At 45.4% G+C, this 19,162-nt stretch carries 20 protein-coding genes, 3 tRNA genes and 1 pseudogene; 14 read left to right on the forward strand and 10 right to left on the reverse strand.

Features of this window, described 5'->3' with window-relative positions:
• The first annotated feature begins 402 nt into the window (after positions 1-402).
• Together putP and cycA are read left to right on the forward strand one after the other, a co-directional pair.
• Positions 403-1,887, forward strand: a complete 1,485-nt coding sequence (gene putP, locus AC5JQI_RS07725; RefSeq protein ID WP_493914280.1) for a sodium/proline symporter PutP — start codon at positions 403-405, stop codon at positions 1,885-1,887.
• A 512-nt stretch (positions 1,888-2,399) separates the two neighbouring features.
• Positions 2,400-3,806 carry a D-serine/D-alanine/glycine transporter gene (gene cycA / locus AC5JQI_RS07730; protein ID WP_493914281.1) on the forward strand — a complete coding sequence of 469 codons (1,407 nt, stop codon included), beginning with the start codon at positions 2,400-2,402 and terminating at the stop codon, positions 3,804-3,806.
• Positions 3,807-3,864: 58 nt separating this feature from the next.
• Here cycA and AC5JQI_RS07735 read toward each other — a convergent pair whose 3' ends face one another.
• A complete protein-coding gene (locus tag AC5JQI_RS07735) occupies positions 3,865-4,248 on the reverse strand; it encodes a nuclear transport factor 2 family protein (protein ID WP_493914282.1) in 384 nt (127 codons plus the stop codon).
• Between the two features lie 141 nt (positions 4,249-4,389).
• Between AC5JQI_RS07735 and AC5JQI_RS07740 the strand changes: the two genes are divergently transcribed.
• The 10 genes from AC5JQI_RS07740 (at position 4,390) to AC5JQI_RS07785 (ending at position 10,168) form a co-directional block, all read left to right on the forward strand.
• On the forward strand, positions 4,390-4,893 hold the full coding sequence (locus AC5JQI_RS07740; protein ID WP_323855658.1) for a GNAT family N-acetyltransferase: 504 nt from the start codon (positions 4,390-4,392) through the stop codon (positions 4,891-4,893).
• Between the two features lie 138 nt (positions 4,894-5,031).
• The gene (locus AC5JQI_RS07745) at positions 5,032-5,214 is read left to right on the forward strand and encodes a nipsnap family containing protein (protein ID WP_493914283.1); all 183 of its coding nucleotides are present in this window, start codon (positions 5,032-5,034) and stop codon (positions 5,212-5,214) included.
• Between the two features lie 323 nt (positions 5,215-5,537).
• A complete protein-coding gene (locus tag AC5JQI_RS07750; protein WP_493914284.1) occupies positions 5,538-5,897 on the forward strand; it encodes a hypothetical protein in 360 nt (119 codons plus the stop codon).
• Positions 5,894-6,304, forward strand: coding sequence for a GFA family protein (locus AC5JQI_RS07755; RefSeq protein ID WP_493914285.1), 411 nt, complete (start codon positions 5,894-5,896; stop codon positions 6,302-6,304). Before AC5JQI_RS07750 ends, AC5JQI_RS07755 begins: the two co-directional genes overlap by 4 nt.
• A gap of 351 nt (positions 6,305-6,655) precedes the next feature.
• The gene (gene uvrY, locus AC5JQI_RS07760) at positions 6,656-7,315 is read left to right on the forward strand and encodes a UvrY/SirA/GacA family response regulator transcription factor (RefSeq protein WP_237388050.1); all 660 of its coding nucleotides are present in this window, start codon (positions 6,656-6,658) and stop codon (positions 7,313-7,315) included.
• Positions 7,316-7,337: 22 nt separating this feature from the next.
• A complete protein-coding gene (uvrC, locus tag AC5JQI_RS07765; protein ID WP_493914286.1) occupies positions 7,338-9,170 on the forward strand; it encodes an excinuclease ABC subunit UvrC in 1,833 nt (610 codons plus the stop codon).
• Positions 9,171-9,226: 56 nt separating this feature from the next.
• Positions 9,227-9,775, forward strand: a complete 549-nt coding sequence (gene pgsA, locus AC5JQI_RS07770) for a CDP-diacylglycerol--glycerol-3-phosphate 3-phosphatidyltransferase (RefSeq protein ID WP_493914287.1) — start codon at positions 9,227-9,229, stop codon at positions 9,773-9,775.
• 145 nt (positions 9,776-9,920) lie between these two features.
• Positions 9,921-9,996: transfer RNA gene (locus AC5JQI_RS07775), tRNA-Gly, on the forward strand.
• A 5-nt stretch (positions 9,997-10,001) separates the two neighbouring features.
• Positions 10,002-10,075: transfer RNA gene (locus AC5JQI_RS07780), tRNA-Cys, on the forward strand.
• A 6-nt stretch (positions 10,076-10,081) separates the two neighbouring features.
• Positions 10,082-10,168, forward strand: a tRNA-Leu gene (locus AC5JQI_RS07785).
• 390 nt (positions 10,169-10,558) lie between these two features.
• On the opposite strand, the gene AC5JQI_RS07790 is transcribed toward AC5JQI_RS07785, so the two are convergent.
• From AC5JQI_RS07790 to AC5JQI_RS07830, 9 genes are all read right to left on the reverse strand, one after another.
• Entirely contained in the window at positions 10,559-10,864 is a 306-nt protein-coding gene (locus AC5JQI_RS07790) for a type II toxin-antitoxin system RelE/ParE family toxin (RefSeq protein ID WP_493914288.1), read from the reverse strand.
• A gap of 1 nt (position 10,865) precedes the next feature.
• The gene (locus tag AC5JQI_RS07795; RefSeq protein ID WP_493914289.1) at positions 10,866-11,144 is read right to left on the reverse strand and encodes a damage-inducible protein J; all 279 of its coding nucleotides are present in this window, start codon (positions 11,142-11,144) and stop codon (positions 10,866-10,868) included.
• 169 nt (positions 11,145-11,313) lie between these two features.
• A complete protein-coding gene (locus AC5JQI_RS07800; RefSeq protein WP_099119535.1) occupies positions 11,314-11,541 on the reverse strand; it encodes an ogr/Delta-like zinc finger family protein in 228 nt (75 codons plus the stop codon).
• A 65-nt stretch (positions 11,542-11,606) separates the two neighbouring features.
• Complete coding sequence (locus AC5JQI_RS07805) at positions 11,607-11,825, reverse strand: hypothetical protein (RefSeq protein ID WP_493914290.1); 219 nt, start codon at positions 11,823-11,825, stop codon at positions 11,607-11,609.
• A 22-nt stretch (positions 11,826-11,847) separates the two neighbouring features.
• Complete coding sequence (locus AC5JQI_RS07810; protein WP_493914291.1) at positions 11,848-12,957, reverse strand: phage late control D family protein; 1,110 nt, start codon at positions 12,955-12,957, stop codon at positions 11,848-11,850.
• A complete protein-coding gene (locus AC5JQI_RS07815) occupies positions 12,957-13,421 on the reverse strand; it encodes a phage tail protein (RefSeq protein ID WP_013184793.1) in 465 nt (154 codons plus the stop codon). The genes AC5JQI_RS07810 and AC5JQI_RS07815 overlap by 1 nt, the downstream gene beginning before the upstream one ends.
• A 2-nt stretch (positions 13,422-13,423) precedes the next feature.
• Complete coding sequence (locus AC5JQI_RS07820) at positions 13,424-16,321, reverse strand: phage tail tape measure protein (RefSeq protein WP_493914292.1); 2,898 nt, start codon at positions 16,319-16,321, stop codon at positions 13,424-13,426.
• Entirely contained in the window at positions 16,314-16,433 is a 120-nt protein-coding gene (locus AC5JQI_RS07825) for a GpE family phage tail protein (RefSeq protein WP_493914637.1), read from the reverse strand. Before AC5JQI_RS07825 ends, AC5JQI_RS07820 begins: the two co-directional genes overlap by 8 nt.
• Positions 16,434-16,447: 14 nt before the next feature.
• Positions 16,448-16,765, reverse strand: a complete 318-nt coding sequence (locus AC5JQI_RS07830; RefSeq protein WP_493914293.1) for a phage tail assembly protein — start codon at positions 16,763-16,765, stop codon at positions 16,448-16,450.
• Between the two features lie 72 nt (positions 16,766-16,837).
• Here AC5JQI_RS07830 and AC5JQI_RS07835 point away from each other — a divergent pair.
• Positions 16,838-17,944: pseudogene (locus tag AC5JQI_RS07835) on the forward strand (phage terminase large subunit family protein); the annotation flags it as partial.
• Positions 17,944-18,972, forward strand: coding sequence for a phage portal protein (locus tag AC5JQI_RS07840; RefSeq protein WP_013184818.1), 1,029 nt, complete (start codon positions 17,944-17,946; stop codon positions 18,970-18,972). The pseudogene AC5JQI_RS07835 and the gene AC5JQI_RS07840, both read left to right, overlap by 1 nt.
• Positions 18,973-19,162: the final 190 nt, after the last annotated feature.

Consider the following 19,162-nt stretch of genomic DNA (forward strand, 5'->3'; position numbering starts at 1 on the left):
TATTATTTTTTTGGTGAGCGTTATGAGGGTTACATATTCATATAATTGATATAAATTGGTTTTATTATAATCATTCATGAATGTTAGGTAAAACCTATTATTTAATGAAAGGTGCAACTTTTTAAATGATAAATGTGATTTAGCAAGCGTTTTTTATAAAAAACCGAGTTAATTGGTTGTTAAAAATGTTTTAAGTAAATTAGGATGGAATGTAATTTTTGAATAATCACATTCACAAATAATACATACAGAAATTAATGTTATCTTTGGGCACAACTTTTATAGCCTGACAGAATAGGGCTAGGTACTGCAGAAACTATTTACAGTACAGATAACATGATTTACGCAAATCATGCATTTGCGGATACATGATTTATAAAAATACTATGGAGAAGAACCTGCATGACAGTAAATTCACCAATGCTTATTACCTTCATTATCTACATCGCAGGGATGTTACTAATAGGTTTCATAGCTTATCGGTCCACCAAAAACTTTGATGACTACATACTGGGTGGCCGGCGATTGGGGAGTGTGGTAACAGCATTATCTGCTGGCGCTTCTGATATGAGTGGCTGGTTATTAATGGGATTACCAGGCGCAATTTTTTTCTCAGGTATTTCAGAAAGTTGGATTGCATTGGGACTGCTATTGGGGGCGTACTTAAATTGGCGGTGGGTCGCGGGTAGATTACGAGTACATACCGAAGTAAGCAATAACGCGTTGACATTACCAGATTATTTTACGAATCGCTTTGACGACAAAAGCAAAATACTGCGTATCATTTCCGCACTGGTTATCCTGATTTTCTTTACTATTTACTGTGCTTCAGGTGTTGTTGCTGGTGGTTTATTGTTTGAAAACACTTTTGGCATTAGCTATGAAAAAGCGATTTGGTTAGGTGCGCTGGCAACGATTGCCTATACCTTCCTGGGTGGTTTCCTTGCTGTAAGCTGGACGGATACCGTTCAGGCGACTTTGATGATTTTTGCTTTGATTTTGGTACCAGTATTGATCTTGTTTAAAGTAGGAGGAGTTGATACGGCTATCAATATTATTGAGGCAAAAAATTACGCTTATTTAGATATGTTTAAGAACCTGAACATCATTGCCATTATTTCTTTAATGGGATGGGGCTTAGGCTATTTTGGTCAGCCGCATATTTTAGCCCGTTTTATGGCAGCAGACTCCCACCAAACTATTCATAAAGCTCGTCGTATCAGTATGACGTGGATGTTCCTGTGTCTTGCGGGCACTGTAGCTGTTGGGTTCTTTGGTATAGCCTATTTTGATATGTACCCAGATCAGGCAGCTCCAGTTTTACAAAATCGTGAACGTATCTTTATGGAGTTAGGTGAGCTTCTGTTTAATCCGTGGATTACGGGAGTGTTATTGTCTGCGGTATTAGCGGCAGTCATGAGTACGTTAAGCTGCCAGTTATTGGTTTGCTCCAGCGCATTGACTGAAGATTTCTATAAAGCATTTATACGCACCAAAGCCAGCCAAAAAGAATTGGTATGGGTTGGTCGCATGATGGTTTTGATGGTGGCAATCATTTCTATTGTGATCGCTATTAATCCGAACAATAAAGTATTGTCATTGGTCAGCTATGCTTGGGCCGGTTTTGGCGCGGCGTTTGGTCCGGTCGTTCTGATGTCGGTGCTTTGGAAACGTATGACACGCGATGGTGCGTTGGCTGGTATGCTGGTGGGAGCCATCACAGTATTAGTATGGATGAAATTCCATTGGTTCGATTTATATGAAATCATTCCTGGCTTTATCTTTGCAACTATTACTATTGTGGCGGTGAGTCTGCTGGGGAAAGCACCAAATCAAGTGATACAGCAGCGCTTCGAAGAAGCAGCAGCGCATTATAACAGTAAATAAATTTATTATGATAAAAAGCCTCTGATTTTCAGGGGCTTTGGTAAGGAGACCATTCCTGCTCAACCTGTGATGATCTGACGGAAGGCGGTCAATCGACGACTATAGTTCTTATCATGGGTTTTATGGATAGTTTTTTATTGTTTACGAGCGTGTTCAAACAAAGGCTGTATCTGCTCACATTGCTAGTGGGTAATATCACTTGGGTATCTTTTTTTTCATTCATAGATGAACAATGATAAATGCATTTTAGTAAAGATTCTGAACAGCCTAATAGACATAATTCCAATATACGAAAAGATATTACCAATTGAAGGCATTTAAGAAAACAATCACTTTGTACTAAATGAATGAAATGTGCACTATGTGCTCTCTGCTAATAGGTTGAATTGTAACCGTCCTGTTTTTCATGTGAAATCCTTCTGTTAATACCGCTGTTGTCTATGTCACAATATTCCCTTAAACGCAGCTTGAGGGTATTAAGGCCATGCTGTGAGAATAAATTGGATATAGCTATGGAAGAAAAAATACAACCCATTCACACTCCTGAAACTGAAGGTTCGCATCTACAGCGGAGTCTCACGAACCGACATATACAGCTAATTGCGATTGGTGGTGCCATTGGCACTGGCCTGTTTATGGGATCAGGTAAAACAATCTCTCTTGCGGGGCCGTCGATCATTTTTGTTTATATGATTATCGGATTTATGCTGTTTTTTGTTATGCGTGCAATGGGAGAATTATTGCTTTCCAATTTGCACTACAAGTCGTTCAGTGATTTCGCAGCGGATTTATTAGGACCGTGGGCGGGTTTTTTTGTGGGCTGGACTTACTGGTTCTGTTGGGTAATTACAGGTATCGCGGATATTGTTGCCATCACTGCCTATGTCGGGTATTGGGTACCAAACTTTCCAGAGTGGGCGACTTCGCTACTGTGTGTTCTGGTATTGCTGACGTTGAATCTCGCAACGGTAAAATTGTTTGGTGAGCTGGAATTCTGGTTTGCCATGATCAAGATTATTGCGATTATTGCGTTGATTGTTACAGGCGGCATATTGATTGGCATTAACTTCCAATCTCCGGCCGGGCATGTTGCTGCATTTTCTAATGTCTGGAATGATGGTGGCATGTTTCCAATGGGGTTGAGTGGTTTCTTTGCCGGGTTTCAGATTGCGATATTTGCTTTTGTTGGTATTGAGTTAGTGGGAACTGCTGCGGCGGAAACTAAAAACCCGATGAAATCTTTGCCAAAAGCGATTAATGCTATTCCAATCCGTATTATTACATTTTATGTTTTGGCTCTAATTGTGATTATGTCGGTTACTCCGTGGCGAGCCATTATTGCGGATAAAAGCCCTTTTGTAGAATTATTTGTCTTAATTGGGCTGCCTGCTGCTGCCAGTATTGTCAATTTTGTGGTTTTGACTTCTGCCGCCTCATCGGCGAACAGTGGTGTTTTCTCCACCAGTCGAATGTTATTTGGCTTGGCTAAAGAAAAGAATGCACCAACGCAGTTTAGTCGTCTTTCCCGTCGTTCAGTTCCTGCCTCGGGGTTGATCTTTACTTGCCTATGTCTCTCTTTTGGCATCGTTCTGATCTATTTTATTCCCGATGTAATGCATGTTTTTACTTTGGTGACAACTGTTTCTGCAATCCTGTTTATGTTTATTTGGAGCATGATTTTATGTTCCTACCTCGCTTATAGAAAACGTCGTCCAGCCTTGCATCAGGCCTCGGTGTACAAAATGCCGTTTGGTATTGTGATGTCTTGGGTATGTTTGGCTTTTTTTGCTTTTGTCTTGGTATTACTGTCTTTACAGCCAGATACCCGACAAGCATTAATTGCCACGCCAGTTTGGTTTATTATTCTGGCGATTGGATTCCAGATTGTGAAAAGACGTAAAGCTCGTTTTACTCATTGAATGATAAAAAATCCCATTAATTAACTCTCAATGGCCCAAATATTGGGCCATTTTTACCTTAGCATGGCATGAGTGTGCCCTGATGAAATCTCAGTTGCCATTTTTTGTCCGAAGATAATTGCCAAATTGATGAGCGAAGAGCTTGGTTGAATAGGTTACCAACCTCATCAATTTCATAAGATTGATAAGTGAGTAAAATAATATTTTCACTCAGATAGTTAATAGAAAAATCTTCTGAGAAAATTTTGGAAATAGTTTTTATTTCTGTGATTAATTCATTAAACACGATTTTTTTAGTATAAAAATAACCTGATTTACTAATTTCTAGAAAATTATCATGTAATACAGCCTCAAGCCAATTGCCATTATTTCTCTTTTCACCATGAAGACTTATTTCAAGGTATTTTATAAATTCAAAAATAGCTGAATTTTCCTGAATCATATGGTTTCCACAGAAAATATACTAACGTAAAGTAATGTGACTAATAAGTGTGTAATTATTTGAAGTTATTTTTAAATATACTATTTACATTTATTTTTCTATCAGGTAGTTATAAAGGTGTCAAGTCAAAAAGAGGTATATATGGAAATTATAATTAGGGCAACTGAGCCTGAAGATGCAGAGCATTATCAAAGAATTTATAGTCAGCCGACTGTTTATTCCAATACTTTGCAGCGTCCATGTCCTTCACATGAAGCATGGCGGGAACGTTTAAAATTAAAAAAAACACAAGGGGATATTGATTTTGTAGCTGAAATCGATGGCAAGGTAGTGGGGACAATAGCAATATTTACTTATGCTAACCCAAGACGTAGACATTCAGTCAGCATTGGTCTTGGTGTAGATGAGATCTATTTTGGCAAGGGTGTTGGCTCAAAGATGATGGCATTTGTGATTGATTATGCATTTAGTTGGTTAGGTTGTATCAGAATTGAGTTGGAAGTTTTTTCCGATAATGAAAGAGCGATTGCCTTATACAAAAAATTTGGATTTGAAAGTGAGGGTATCCGACGTATGCAATCACTAAGAAATGGTCAATATTGCGATGTGATGGGTATGGCTCTGCTAAGTGATCGGCTAGTGTAATGTTTTTGAAATTTATCTTAATAAAATAGTCTAAGGAAGCTTTTTATTTTTGCTTCCTTTTTTATAAAACATCAATAATGTTACGTTGGGGTAAAAATTATATTAAATTTGATCCGGTCTTTTAAGGGTCTTGAAAAAATGGATGAAATTCTGACAGAGTTTTATAAAAGCAGTAATTGGACTACGGGACCAAGAGCAGACATTATTGAGAGAATTAGTAAAAGCACGAAATTGATAATAGAACTTCCAGTAGTGTCTATTGATGCTTTACGTGGAAGTAATCATTCAGAGAAAAGTAGAGGTTTTTTAGCCTGTGATTAAAATATGGGAATTTTATTGATGAAGAATAGTTGACTATTCTGATAACTTTACTGGTATTTTACCTATTTCAGGAGAAAAAATTATTATCACTAAGTATATCCATTGTTTTTCAAGTTGTCGCTTTGTTGGCTGCATTTGCTCACCTCAGTCACCGTTTTTATAAGTATACGGTTAGCTATGCTTCTGGGATCGCTTCTTTGTCGTCGTGCTGTATCTCGAAATCCATTGGCTATAATTTAAAGATATTCAGAAATTATCATTGATAAAAATAAAAACTAACATACAATCAGCATGGTAACTAATTTATTAGTGGGGGTCTTAGCATGGAAAAATTTACTGATAAATTAATTAGCCTGGATCGATTTGTTTTGCGAATATTGCGTTTCTTTTTTCATGCATTTATTGTTTTTTTGATAGGTATTATTCCTGGTGTATTAGGTTTTTTCTTGATTGAAAGCCATGCCATATCTGATGCTATATTGAATTCTGTCTCAATGATTGGAACTCAAAATTTGCATATTGAACCAGTCAGTAAATTAGGGAAATATTTTACAGCTATTTATGGGTTGTTTCTTCAGGCAATTTTTTTTATCGCTGTTGGGATGGTGGTAACGCCTTTTGTCCATCGAATACTACATAATTGGCACATCGACGATGATGATGAGGATCAAGAGGAAAAATGATGAACCAAGGTCGTTGCTTATGTGGTAGTGTTGGCGTGAAAACTCGCCAGAGTATTGAGAATATTAATGAATGCCATTGTAAAGTATGTCATAAATGGGGCGGAGGGCCATTTTTATCCGTTGACTGTAAAGATGATTTGGAAATAGAAGGTGCTGAAAATATTTTAAGATATTCATCGTCAGATTGGGCAGAACGTGCTTTCTGTAAAAAATGTGGAACGCATCTTTTCTACCATTTGCATTATCCCAGTACTTATTATGTGCCAATTGCTTTGTTTGAAAATAATACTAATAACAAAAGTAAATTATTTCGCCAAATCTATGTAGACAGTAAACCAAAATACTATAATTTTGTTGAAAAGACCCCAATGCTCACAGAACAAGATATTCTCAATTTATTTAAATAATCGCGGCAATATGAGGGAAATTTCTCTCTCATATTGTATATGATTAAATAGAACGTAATGAACAACATATTTATATGTTGTTTTAAAAATATCATACTAAAAGTTTGGGAAATTATATTTTATAACTAATTTACTCTATTGATATGTAACAATTTTCTTTTTGTTTTCCACTAATGTTAGTATAATCTCTTGTCTCATCAAAAAGATCTTGACATCACCCGAGAGAGAATGTTGTCTTCTTTTAAATTATCTTATGAAAATCATGAAGATAAACTCAGTATATCCGCTTGGTTTTGGATCTTATTCACCTCACCACCATTTAAGTGGGTATTACGTTAGTGGAGATATTGTTTGATTAATGTTTTATTAGTTGATGACCATGAACTGGTTCGCATTGGTGTCAAAGGTATCCTTGATGATGTTAGAGGAATCAAGGTGATAGGAGAAGCCAACAGCGGAGAAGATGCGGTAAGATGGTGTAGATCAAACAGCACGGATGTTGTCATCATGGATATGGGAATGCCGGGGATAGGGGGGCTTGAGGCAGCGAAGAAAATTATTCGCTATTCACCTGACACTAAGGTAATCATGCTGACCATTCATACTGAAAGCTCTTTGCCGACGAAAGTGATGCAAGCGGGAATCAGAGGATATTTGAGTAAAGCCGCAACTCCCCAGGATATGATTAATGCAATTCGGGCTGTTTATGCGGGGCAGCGTTATATCTCTTCAGATATTGCCCAGCAAATGGCACTCGATCAACTATTACCCCAAAAAGAAAACCCGCTGGATGAACTCTCTGAACGGGAGTTACAGATCATGATAATGATAACTCAAGGTCGCAAAGTTAACGAAATTTCTACTCTGCTTAACCTAAGTCCTAAAACAGTGAATAGCTATCGTTATAGAATGTTCAGTAAACTAAATATCAAAGGTGATGTAGAATTGACCCATATGGCAATTCGTTGTGGTTTGCTTGATGCACAAAATATGTTGGCCCAAGGTGGGTGATAAATCTGGTGGGTGATAAGCCGTGGCAGAGCAATTTAATTCGAAGACATTTTTAAAAACAGTGACTAGCCAACCGGGTGTCTATCGTATGTATGATATTACTGGTGATGTGATTTATGTTGGTAAAGCCAAGGATCTAAAAAAACGGCTATCCAGTTATTTTCGGATACAAGTCAGTAGCCGCAAGACAGAATCACTGGTGAAAAATATTGCTCAGGTTGACGTCACTGTTACCCATACCGAAACTGAAGCTCTCCTGCTCGAACACAACTATATCAAACTCCATCAGCCCCGATACAATGTATTATTGCGGGATGATAAATCCTACCCTTATATTTTTTTAAGTGGTGATACTCATCCTCGCCTGGCCTTATACCGAGGCGCTAAGCGCGCAAAAGGTGAGTATTTCGGGCCATTCCCTAACTCTCATGCTGTGCGTGAAAGCCTGGCTTTATTGCAGAAATTATTTCCTATTCGCCAATGTGAAGACAGCGTGTATCGAAACCGTTCAAGACCTTGTCTGCAATATCAGATTGGTCGCTGTCTAGCTCCCTGCATTAAAGAATTCGTGACTGATGAAGAATATCAACAACAAGTTGAATATGTTCGCTTATTTCTGGCGGGTAAGGATAAACAAGTACTGACTGAATTGATCAATAAAATGGAAGAGGCGAGTCAACAGCTAAAGTTTGAGGACGCAGCCCGTTATCGTGACCAGATCAAAGCTGTGCGGCAAGTAACGGAACGGCAATTTGTTTCTGGAGAAGGTGATGATCTTGACGTTATCAGTGTTGCTTTTGAGGCAGGAATAGCTTGTATGCATGCCTTATTTATCCGTCAGGGAAAATTATTAGGAAGCCGGAGCTATTATCCTAAAATACCTGCTGATACGAAATTAGATGAAGTAGTACAAACTTTTCTTGGCCAATTTTACCTTCAGGGCAGCCAAAACAGGACATTGCCAACAGAAATCTTGCTGGACTTCGCATTGCCCGAAAAAGAACTGTTGGAAGTATCACTGTCTGAATTGTCGGGCAGGAAAATTCATATCCAAGCGCGTCCAAGAGGTGACAGAGCACGTTACTTAAAATTAGCACGTACCAACGCTGCGACGGCACTAACTACAAAACTATCACAACAATCAACAATTCATCAGCGCTTAAAATCACTTGCCGCATTTGTAGGTATTGAGAAAATCCATCGTATGGAATGTTTCGACATTAGCCATACGATGGGAGAACAGACCGTTGCATCTTGCGTTGTTTTTGATGGTAATGGTCCTGTGCGTGCGGAATACCGCCGCTATAACATTACAGGCATCACACCGGGAGATGATTATGCGGCGATGAATCAGGTCTTAAGCCGTCGGTATGGTAAGACGATTGATAAAACCAAAACCCCGGATATTATCTTCATCGATGGTGGCAAAGGACAACTTGCACAAGCAATTGAAATTTTCAATTCACAAGAAATTGAATGGGATAAAAATCATCCCAAACTTATTGGCGTTGCAAAGGGGAGTGATCGTAAATCGGGATTAGAAACTTTATTTTTCCAAGCCGCAGGAGAAGGGGTGGTTCTTCCCCCAGATTCTCCAGCATTGCACGTTATTCAACATATTCGTGATGAATCTCACAATCACGCGATTACCGGACACCGCCAGCGTCGAGAAAAAGTGAAGAAGACCAGTACACTGGAATCGATAGAAGGGATTGGGCCAAAGCGTCGACAAATGTTGCTAAAATATATGGGTGGATTGCAGCCTTTACGCAACGCAAGTGTAGAAGAGATCGCAAAAGTGCCTTCTATTTCTTATGTGTTGGCAGAAAAAATCTATAATGCGTTGAAACACTAAGAGTATTGATGCACCATATTGATAAACTTTACATGGCCAGATAGTTACTAAGCATTATGCAATTAAATATTCCAACATGGCTTACTCTGTTTCGTATTGCCTTAATCCCGTTCTTCGTTTTGGCATTTTACTTGCCATTCCAATGGGCACCGATGCTATGTGCCATTATTTTTGTTATCGCTGCCGCAACAGATTGGTTTGATGGTTTTCTTGCCCGTTTGTGGAAACAGACAACGCGCTTTGGCGCATTTCTTGATCCTGTAGCGGATAAAGTCATGGTAGCTACTGCGTTGGTGCTTATCGCAGAGCATTATCATTCATGGTGGATTACCTTGCCTGCTGCGACAATGATTGCCCGTGAGATAATCATATCCTCTTTACGAGAATGGATGGCGGAGTTAGGAAAACGTAGTAGCATAGCTGTTTCTTGGATGGGAAAAACAAAAACTACAGCACAAATGGCAGCATTAGTTGTTTTATTATGGCGTCCTTGTGTTGAACTTGAAGTGGGGGGATTCATCTTATTATATGCTGCTGCGGTATTGACGTTCTGGTCAATGTTTCAATATTTGAGTGCTGCATGGGATGATTTGCGTGAAGCTTGATCGAAATGACGCAAAAATCATCGAACAGACGAGTTTTCTAAATAATTGTGTTGACTCATTTCGTGAAATAAGTAGAATGCAACGCATCGAACGGCACATGAGGTTTACAAGGTAAGTTAAGTAAATCAATAAGTTCGAAGAAAAAGCGGGAATAGCTCAGTTGGTAGAGCACGACCTTGCCAAGGTCGGGGTCGCGAGTTCGAGTCTCGTTTCCCGCTCCAAAAAAGGCGCGTTGGCAGAGTGGCCATGCAGCGGATTGCAAATCCGTGAACCTCGGTTCGACTCCGGGACGCGCCTCCAAATTTAGCCCAGGTGGTGAAATCGGTAGACACAAGGGATTTAAAATCCCTCGGCCTTCAGGCTGTGCGGGTTCAAGTCCCGCTCTGGGCACCAAAAAAAACTGACTGATAAAACAGTGAGTTAGGGTTAGAAAGAGCCACCTTCACGGTGGCTTTTTTCTTTGTTTCCGATTGCACGAAAATTCACAATTGGCAGCAGATTGGCAGCACCTTGGCATCACTGTTTTTTTATCCACTATCATTTACCCTGCTTTTTATCCCCTTATAAAACCTGATTTTTCCTATTTTTGAAAAAAATTCTGTTGAATAAAAAATCACTCTTATTGAATAAATATTATTCAGCGTAATTTATAGCCCACCAAAATAAAAAGTGGCGACAAAATGGCGATGAAGTGGCGACAGAAAAAAGCCCTCCTGAGTCGAGGACTTTTATTTTAAGCAATCAATATATTGACTGGATGAAGAACGTGCAGAAATTTTTTGTTTAAAAAAGCCCGGTGATTTCTCTGGCGGTGTGCAATATTCTGAGGATCTTGATACTTTCTATCTCCTCATCATAACGGTACAGCATGACGAAAGGAAAATGCGGGACAACCAGTTTTCTATACCGCTCATCCGAGGTATTCCGTGCCTTAACACCTGCATAAGGGGTCACTTTCAGAAGCGCAGACATTTCCACAAACTTTGCGTCAATTTCATCAGCCAGCAACAACCCCGCCTGCTCAAAGAAGTAGAGATAAATTTGCTCCCGGTCAGTTTGTGCGGTTTCTTCCCATGAAATCGTGATCACTTTATCCCCTACTCAGCTTATTACGCAGCAGAGCCATCCGGCGATGACTTTCAGCATCATCAATAAAATGCACTGAACCGTTTTCACACCGGTCTATCGCTTTCTCAATTTCCGTTTCTAACCAGTGGGCATGGGTATTTTTCTGATACTCACGTTCTTCGTTCGCCAGTTCTTCCGCTTTTTGTCTCATTAACTTTGTTAGATCTGTCTGATGGCGCTTAGCCGCTTGCATGGCTAGGCGCTTAGTCTCTTCATCAACACGAAAATGAATCGTCTCCATTCATCCCCCTTAAAAATGTTGTCATTTGTGTTGTCATAGTAGCATGACAATCCAATACAGCAATGTTGCTTTTAAAGAGAACAAACTTGATGAGGGATAACATTCGGGCAACGATTTGAAGGGAGAGAGTGGCAATCGAAGAAGCCCCAAAAATATGGGGCTGATTATCTTAAGGGGTATCGAAACACATGACTGTTTGTTGACCACGGGCAGGATGGGGCGGAGCAAACTCAAGCAACGTCGGCTTAGTGACCCAGCGGACAAACGTTTCATGGCTGACGAACGTGGCACCACAATTGATATTTTGGCACTGGTTATAACGTTCTTTGGTCTGGAGTGTGTGTTCAAAGCTGCTGCGGGTATGGGCGACGTGGCCGCAAAGGGGGCATCTCATCATAATGTGAGTACCTCAATTATCAAGAAAGCGCCAGCTGTGTTAGGCGATGGCGCGATTATAGCAAACTACCTGCCGGTGTCTTGTTCTTTCTTCAATAGCGATTTGCTTGGGTGGGTCATGACTTCCGCCATCCCACGCAGATCCTGCATTTCTTTGTCTGTCCGTTCAATCAGAGTGGTGCTGACGCCATCAAAGAACAGTATCCTCCACGCCTTGCGCAGTAAGGTGAACGCAATTTCTATTTTTTCACGCGGTTTCTTGGCACTCATTACCAACAATAGCATGTGATCTCCTCAGTTGTATGTTTCAGACGCTCATATCAGCATCAGATATTTTCACTTCCAGTTCTAACGCGGTGGTTAATCCACTGTCATTTAACGTGTGAGTCACCGTGACCAGTGTCCAGTCTGCCCCGTCAATCTGCGGTTTAAAGCCGCTGACCCTCACTTTCATTTCAGGAAACAGTTCCGGCCGGCCTTTGGCCAGTTGCAGGGAAAACGACGCGATACCGCGCTGGATCTTTTCCCATTCCGCTTTGGCAGCGCGTTCCGCATTGGCTTTATTGGCATAAGTATGTTTCATCACCAGGACATTACCTTCACTGCCGGCCAGATATTCCCCCTGTTTTTCGTCTTTTTTCTCCGGTGTGGTTTTGCGTTGCTTACGCTTGACCGTAATGTTTTCTTTTTTCTTGGGTTCACGGGTGTTAAGCCAGCTGGCCGACACACCGGTATAGGCGCTGCGATCAGCCAATGAAAAACGGTAGCCATCACCGGACTGGCGGGTGATGAAAATCTGAGGCAACGGTTTACCGCTGACCGTCTGGTTTTGGCCCTGCCGCATAAACAGCAGGTAGCCGTTCTTGACGGCGGCCACGGCCCCTTCCTGTCTGGCCAGCCGGGTTAGGAAGCTGCCGTCGGATTCGTTGGTCTGGTCGATATGGTTCAGCCGGATATCGGCCAGCGTGTTGTCTACTTCCGGTTTAAGGTTATTGCGCGTGGCGACGGTGCGCACAATGTCGCTGAGCGTTTTCTGGTGATAGGACAATTCCCGGCTGATATTGAGGGTTGCCCGAAAATCTGCGCTGCGGGCGCGTACCGTGATTTTATCCGGCGCGCTGCTGTACTCAATTTCATCCACAATAAAGGTGCCTTTGTGGATCAGCGATTCCCCCTGCCAGCCCAGATGCAGGGAAAGTGTTGTTCCGCGTGGAGGCAGGGACAGCAGGCCATCGCTGTCGTCCAGTTCAATATCGAGCTGGTCAGCCTCAAAACCCCGGTTATCGGTCAGGCTCAGGGACATCAGCCGGTTCTGGATGCGGGCATTGATATTCGTTTCACCGGCACTGAGCACGTAAACGGGGGTGTTGGTGTTGCCGGTTATCCAGTCAATTCGGGGCATATGGGGCAGGGGCATTATTTTAAGACTCCGTTGAGGGTGCGGGTGACGTTGGCTTTCAGGTCAGTCAGTTGGCGGCGCAGGTCGCCGAACATCTCACCGAGGTTTTCATCCACACGCTTGAGAGTGACGGTAAAGTCAATTTTGCGGGCGGCCCCGTCGATAAAAAATTCACTCTTGGTCTGGTCGAGACTTTCAATGATAAACATGCCGTAAATGGTGCCGCTGCCGTCCAGAAATGACCATGCCTTGCCGCTTTCTGCCATTAGTTCGAGCGTTAGCAGTGACAGGCGCCCGCCGGTGATTTCAGGATACAGGGCACCGGACAGCGTGAGGGTGTCATTATCCGGCCCCATAAACTGGAAAGCCGGCCGGGCACCGATCCGGTTGTTAAAGCCGTAGCGCCATGACTGTTGGTGTTGCAGGCTCTGGTAGGGCGTGGTTTTCAGCATAAAGACAAATAAACCTAATGCGGCCATCATGATTAAAATCCCTCGCTGTCGTAGAAGGTACTGCGTGCACGGGCGCGGCGTTGTTGCTCCCGGCGGTCAATTTCCTGCGCCACCATCCGCGCAATGTCCTGCGGTGACTGGGCGGGTGTGGGGTAAATATTAATCGTATACGCGGGGCGGCTGTCGCTTTGCTGCTGGTTGATCACCGCGACATTGGCCGGTTGGTACTGAGATGCCGGCAGGCTGTAGGGATGCAGGGGCGCCTGTTGGGTACTGGCTGAGGCCGCACCCAATGACAGCGCCGCGGCGGCCATGGTGGCGAGGGCCGCAGTTTGTCGTCGGCTGGTGACGCGCACCGGGCCGTTAATCAGCTCCGGGCCATGTTCCCCGACCAGCCCGAATTTACCCGTTGGGATAGTGCCACCGCGATCATGAGCACCGGAAAACGCCGTAAACGGGTTAGCATGTGGGCGGGTAGCGTCGTTATAGGCCTCCAGAGCCTGTTTCACCTGCGGTTTTTGGCGTTGATCCTTCATAAAATCCGGGGTCACCGCGTCCTTAATTTCGGTACCCAAATTTGCGATGCTCTGTTTCAGGGCTTTCCATTTCTCTTTGATACCGTTAATTAGTTTGTCGATGATCTCAGTGCCGAACTGCTTAAATTTTTCCGGCAGTTTTTTGGTATCTTCCACAATCTCATCCCATTTATCGGAAATGGTTTTTTTGATGCCATTCCATTTGTTCAGGGTGTCCTGTTTAATTTCTTCCCACTTGTTGAGGATTTTCTGCTTAATGTTTTGCCATGCCGTGGAGACGTAGTCAGAAATATCATCCCAGAGTTGTTTAAACCACGGGCCGAGTTTGTCCCAATTTTTGTAAATCAGGTAAGCGCCCAACACAATCAAGCTGATCACTAGCAGAATAGGGTTCATCAGCATCAGGCGGCCCAGCCACATTATGCCCTTACCCAGAAAGAGAAGACCGCGGCCCAGCAATTTTAATCCGGCCAGACTCATCCTCCCCATCCACAACATGCCGTTGCCCAACAACTTAGCTCCAGCCAGCCCTCGCTGTCCCATCCACTTCAGTCCCTTGCCCAGCAATTTAACGCCGCCCAGTCCTCGCTGACTCATCCAGTGCAATCCCTTACCTAATAGGGAAGCTCCCTTGCGCAGACGTTCCATGGAACCAGCACCTTTGATACCTAACATGCTGAGGCCAAATCTCACCATCACTAAAGGCCCCAATAAGGCTGCCAGTACCAGTGTGATCGCGCCAAATATGGTTAATATCACGCCTAATCCGATCCCGACCATCGTTAAGGTTTTGGTCAGCTCAGGATTGGATTTCATCCACTCGCCAGTTTTGCTGATAATTTTGGTAATGCGTTGAGTGACCCCACGCAAGGGACTGTCTACACCACCAAAGACTTGTATGCCGAGATCTTCCCATGCTGACGATAAGGCTTTCAGGTCGCCATCAAGGTTATCCGTCATGGTATCAGCCACCTTCTTGGCTTCACCCTGCGCGTTCTTCAATTCCTTAATGAGCTTTTGCAATTCGCCAGAACCTGCTTGGTCAGCCAATACTGACAGAGCGGAAAAGGCTTCCTCCCCAGCAATATGCTTGAAGATACCTGCCCGTTGGGCATTCCCCATTTTGGCCGTTTTGGCATTCAGTTCAGTCAGAATATCCGGCAGGGCACGCAAATTGCCTTTGGCATCCTTGGTTTGAATATTCAGTTTAGCCAGTGCCTTTGCGGCAGTAGCGGGCGGTTCGGCCAATCGTCCCAAAATGGATCGTAGGGATGTTCCCGCCATACTGCCCTGAATACCGGCGTCTCCTAACTTACCAGTGGCGGCGGCGGCAGTTTCAATATCTACCCCTAAACCTGCCGCGACGGGTGCTACATACTTCATGGTTTCGCCCAGCATCGTCAGGTTGGTGTTGGAACGGGTGAACGCCCCCACCAGTACATCACTGACCCGCCCCATTTCTTCGGATTTCAGTTTAAAGCCGGTCAGGATATTAGAGCCAATATCTGCCGTAGTGGCCAAATCGGTATCACCAGCCAGCGACATAGACAGCGTACCAGGCATGGCAGCACGTATCTGGTCAGGTTTAAAGCCCGCCATCGCATAAAAACTTTGCCCTTGTGCCACCTGATTGGCAGTGAATGCGGTAGTTGCGCCTAAATACCGCGCCTGCTCCCGCAATTGTTTTAATTCAGGTGAATTTTTATCCAATCGGGTCAGTGCCTGTACTTTCGACATTCCCACTTCAAAATCATAGCCCGGCATCATTACACGCTTGGCACTGTAAAGTGCGCCAACCCCGGCCGCCGTAGCCGTCGCGCCAGTCGCTGCCATCTGGTTGCGCACGTCTTTCATGTTCTGGTTGCGGGATTTGGCCGCAGCCATGCGCTGTTGCTGCTGATTCAGCCGCTCCAGTCGCTGCTGCTGTTGGGCCAGTGTGCTGTTGGTGCGGCTGATATCCCCGTTAAGCCGGCGCTGGGCTTCGCCAAGGTTCTTGGTTGATATGCCGCTCGCGCTCAGGGCATCGCGCTGGCGTTGCAGGGATTGGTTTAAGGCTTGGGTTTTTTCCTTGAACTGGGCGGCCGCTTTTTTTGCCCGCTCAAATTGCTGGGCCTGCGCTTTGGTTGGATTTTCAACCGATTTCAGTTCGCGCGCCAAGGCCGCTACGTGCTGGGTTGCCTCGCGGTAGGCTTGCTGCGTGTCAGTCAGGGTTTTCTTGGTTTTGCGAAAGCCGTCTATCTGGCCGGCCTGTTGGTTCAGGTCGCGCAGTTGCTGGCGTGACTGCTTGAGCGTCTCCGCCAGCCGCTTATTGGCATCCTGCGCGTTCTTAAACGGGCGGGTGAGTTTATCCACCGCGCCCAGTACCACTTGCAGGCGTAAATTTTGGTTACTCATTCTCTGCCCCGCTGCGTTTCATGGCCCGGTAACGCCATTCCAGCAATTCGGGCAGGCTCATTTCAGCCGTCACGGCGGGCGACCAGTGAAAGACGGTGGCAATGTCGGCCACCAGTTCATCCACGGTTAACTGTTCTGGAAATCGGACCTGGCCGACTTCGGCAACAAAAAATTGACTACCTCAATGGAGAGGTTGATCAGGTCACCCGGTGACATCAGCAATAAATCGTTTTTGGTCAGGGCCGGCGCGGTGATACGGGGCAAGACCAGCATGATGGAATCCACGTCCATCTCCATCAGGGCTTGCAGACGCACCCCGCGCAGGGCGCCACTGTTGGGCTTGCGGATAATCACGTCGCTGATGGTAGTTGTGCCACGGACAATCGGATCGTCCAGTCTGACAGCGGCTTGTTCGGGCTGGGTGACGGGGAGTTGTTCGGTCATAGTGAAGGTTCCTGTGTAAGTGAGCAAAAAAGGTTATTGATATTACAGGCCAATGGCGCGGCGATGGGCGTCGACCCCATCACTTTAAGCAACGGGGCCACGCTCTATTTTCTCGGCACCAATGCCCGCACCGCGCAAAGCTACCACGGCAATCTCTATCTGGATGAATATTTCTGGATCCCGCGCTTTCAGGAGCTGCGCAAAGTCGCGTCCGGCATGGCGATACACAAGAAATGGCGCCAGACCTACTTTTCCACCCCGTCCAGCCTGACCCACAGCGCTTACCCGTTCTGGTCAGGCAAACTGATTAACCGGGGGCGGGCGAAGGCTGACAGGATTGAGATTGATATCAGTCATGACGTGTTGGCTGAGGGGGTGCTGTGCGGTGACGACCAGTGGCGGCAGATAGTGACGCTGGAAGATGCAATACAGGGAGGTTGCGACCTGTTTGATATCGACCGGTTACGGCGACAATACAGCCCCGACGAATACCAGAACCTGCTGATGTGTGAGTTTATGGACGATATCGAATCCATATTCTCGTTGCAACTGATGCAGGGCTGCATGGTGGACAGCTGGGAAATCTGGCACGATGTCCAGCCCCTGATGTTGCGCCCGTATGGCTACCATCCGGTTTGGATCGGCTATGATCCGGCCAAGGGTGGCGAGAACGGCGACAGTGCCGGCTGTGTGGTGATAGCACCGCCACAAGTGCCGGGCGGCAAGTTCCGCATTCTTGAGCGTCACCAGTGGCGCGGGATGGACTTTCGCGCCCAGTCGGACGCCATCCGGCAACTGACCGAACAGTATAATGTGGAATATATCGGCATTGACTCGACCGGCATCGGGCATGGGGTATACCAGAACGTGAAAGAGTTTTTTCCGGCGGCACGGGAATTTGTTTATAACCCGTCCGTTAAAAATGCCTTGGTGCTGAAAGCGTGGGACATCATCCACCATCGCCGGCTGGAATTTGACGCCGGCCACACCGACATCGCCCAGAGTTTTATGGCTATCCGCCGTGCCACGACCGCCAGCGGCAACCGTCCAACCTATGAAGCCAGCCGCAGTGAAGAAGCGAGCCATGCCGATCTGGCGTGGGCGACCATGCACGCGCTGTTTAACGAACCGATCACCGGTGACACCCCCCAACACAGAAACATTGTCGAGGTTTACTAATGAGCCGCAAAAGCCGCAAACGTCAGCCGGTGCAAGCCACTGCGCCCGCCCAGTCCATGGAAGCCTTTACCTTTGGCGACCCGATCCCGGTGCTGGACCGGCGCGAGGTGTTTGATTATCTGGAGTGCGTACGGGTTGACAGTTGGTATGAACCCCCTATCAGTTTTAACGGGTTGGCGGTTTCCTTCCGTTCTGCCCCGCATCACAGCAGCGCGGTGTACGTGAAACGCAATATCCTGACCAGCACCTTTGTTCCCCATCATTTGCTCAGCCGACAAGTGTTTGATTCGTGGGCGCTGGATTTTATGCTGTTCGGCAATGCCTATCTGGAACTGCGCAAGAACCGCCTCGGCCAGCCTTTGAGCCTGCACCATTGCCCGGCCAAGTTTACCCGGCGTGGGGAGGACTTGACCACCTACTGGTTTGTGCGCTACGGCTACCAGAGCCAGCCGTACCCGTTTGAAACGGGACAGGTGTTTCACCTGATTGAACCCGACATCAATCAGGAACTGTACGGTTTGCCGGAATATCTGGCGGCGCTGCCGTCAGCGTTGCTGAATGAATCGGCGACGCTGTTTCGGCGCAAGTATTACCTGAACGGCAGCCATGCCGGGTATATCCTGTATATCAGCGATGCGTCGCAAAATATTTCAGATGTCAACAATATCCGCGAGGCGCTGAAGAATTCGAAAGGGCCGGGTAATTTCCGCAACCTGTTTTTGTATGCGCCCGGCGGCAAGAAAGACGGCATTCAGACTATCCCGCTGTCTGAAGCGGCGGCCAAGGATGAGTTTCTGAATATCAAGAACGCCAGCCGGGATGACATTCTGGCCGCACATCGTGTCCCGCCGCAGATGATGGGGATTATCCCGCAGAACACCGGCGGCTTTGGCGATGTGGAAAAGGCGGCCAAAGTGTTTGTGCGCAATGAACTGCTGCCATTGCAAAGCAAGATGAAACAACTGAATGACTGGCTCGGGGAAGAGGTGATCCGGTTTGAGCGGTATTCACTGGATGATGACAAATAGCGAATAATTCCCTCTGATGGCCGCCGGTATGGCGGTCTTTTTTTGCCTGAAGAAACGATAGTTTCACGTATCATGATTGCGGGCTGAAATTGGGGCTGGCATGGGCCCCAAACGCCGCCGCGCGCAGTTGTGACCCCGCCGCACCTGCCCACTAAATGTGTCGCTTTTTATGCACCTGCACGGGATCGTC

The organism is Xenorhabdus sp. XBWT (assembly GCF_059072735.1).

Coding starts and splice junctions, on each gene's coding strand:
- putP (WP_493914280.1), top strand. CDS start 403: ATGACAGTAAATTCACCAATGCTTATTACCTTCATTATCTACATCGCA.
- cycA (WP_493914281.1), top strand. CDS start 2,400: ATGGAAGAAAAAATACAACCCATTCACACTCCTGAAACTGAAGGTTCG.
- AC5JQI_RS07735 (WP_493914282.1), bottom strand. CDS start 4,248: ATGATTCAGGAAAATTCAGCTATTTTTGAATTTATAAAATACCTTGAA.
- AC5JQI_RS07740 (WP_323855658.1), top strand. CDS start 4,390: ATGGAAATTATAATTAGGGCAACTGAGCCTGAAGATGCAGAGCATTAT.
- AC5JQI_RS07745 (WP_493914283.1), top strand. CDS start 5,032: ATGGATGAAATTCTGACAGAGTTTTATAAAAGCAGTAATTGGACTACG.
- AC5JQI_RS07750 (WP_493914284.1), top strand. CDS start 5,538: ATGGAAAAATTTACTGATAAATTAATTAGCCTGGATCGATTTGTTTTG.
- AC5JQI_RS07755 (WP_493914285.1), top strand. CDS start 5,894: ATGATGAACCAAGGTCGTTGCTTATGTGGTAGTGTTGGCGTGAAAACT.
- pgsA (WP_493914287.1), top strand. CDS start 9,227: ATGCAATTAAATATTCCAACATGGCTTACTCTGTTTCGTATTGCCTTA.
- AC5JQI_RS07795 (WP_493914289.1), bottom strand. CDS start 11,144: ATGGAGACGATTCATTTTCGTGTTGATGAAGAGACTAAGCGCCTAGCC.
- AC5JQI_RS07800 (WP_099119535.1), bottom strand. CDS start 11,541: ATGATGAGATGCCCCCTTTGCGGCCACGTCGCCCATACCCGCAGCAGC.
- AC5JQI_RS07805 (WP_493914290.1), bottom strand. CDS start 11,825: ATGCTATTGTTGGTAATGAGTGCCAAGAAACCGCGTGAAAAAATAGAA.
- AC5JQI_RS07810 (WP_493914291.1), bottom strand. CDS start 12,957: ATGCCCCTGCCCCATATGCCCCGAATTGACTGGATAACCGGCAACACC.
- AC5JQI_RS07815 (WP_013184793.1), bottom strand. CDS start 13,421: ATGATGGCCGCATTAGGTTTATTTGTCTTTATGCTGAAAACCACGCCC.
- AC5JQI_RS07820 (WP_493914292.1), bottom strand. CDS start 16,321: ATGAGTAACCAAAATTTACGCCTGCAAGTGGTACTGGGCGCGGTGGAT.
- AC5JQI_RS07830 (WP_493914293.1), bottom strand. CDS start 16,765: ATGACCGAACAACTCCCCGTCACCCAGCCCGAACAAGCCGCTGTCAGA.
- AC5JQI_RS07840 (WP_013184818.1), top strand. CDS start 17,944: ATGAGCCGCAAAAGCCGCAAACGTCAGCCGGTGCAAGCCACTGCGCCC.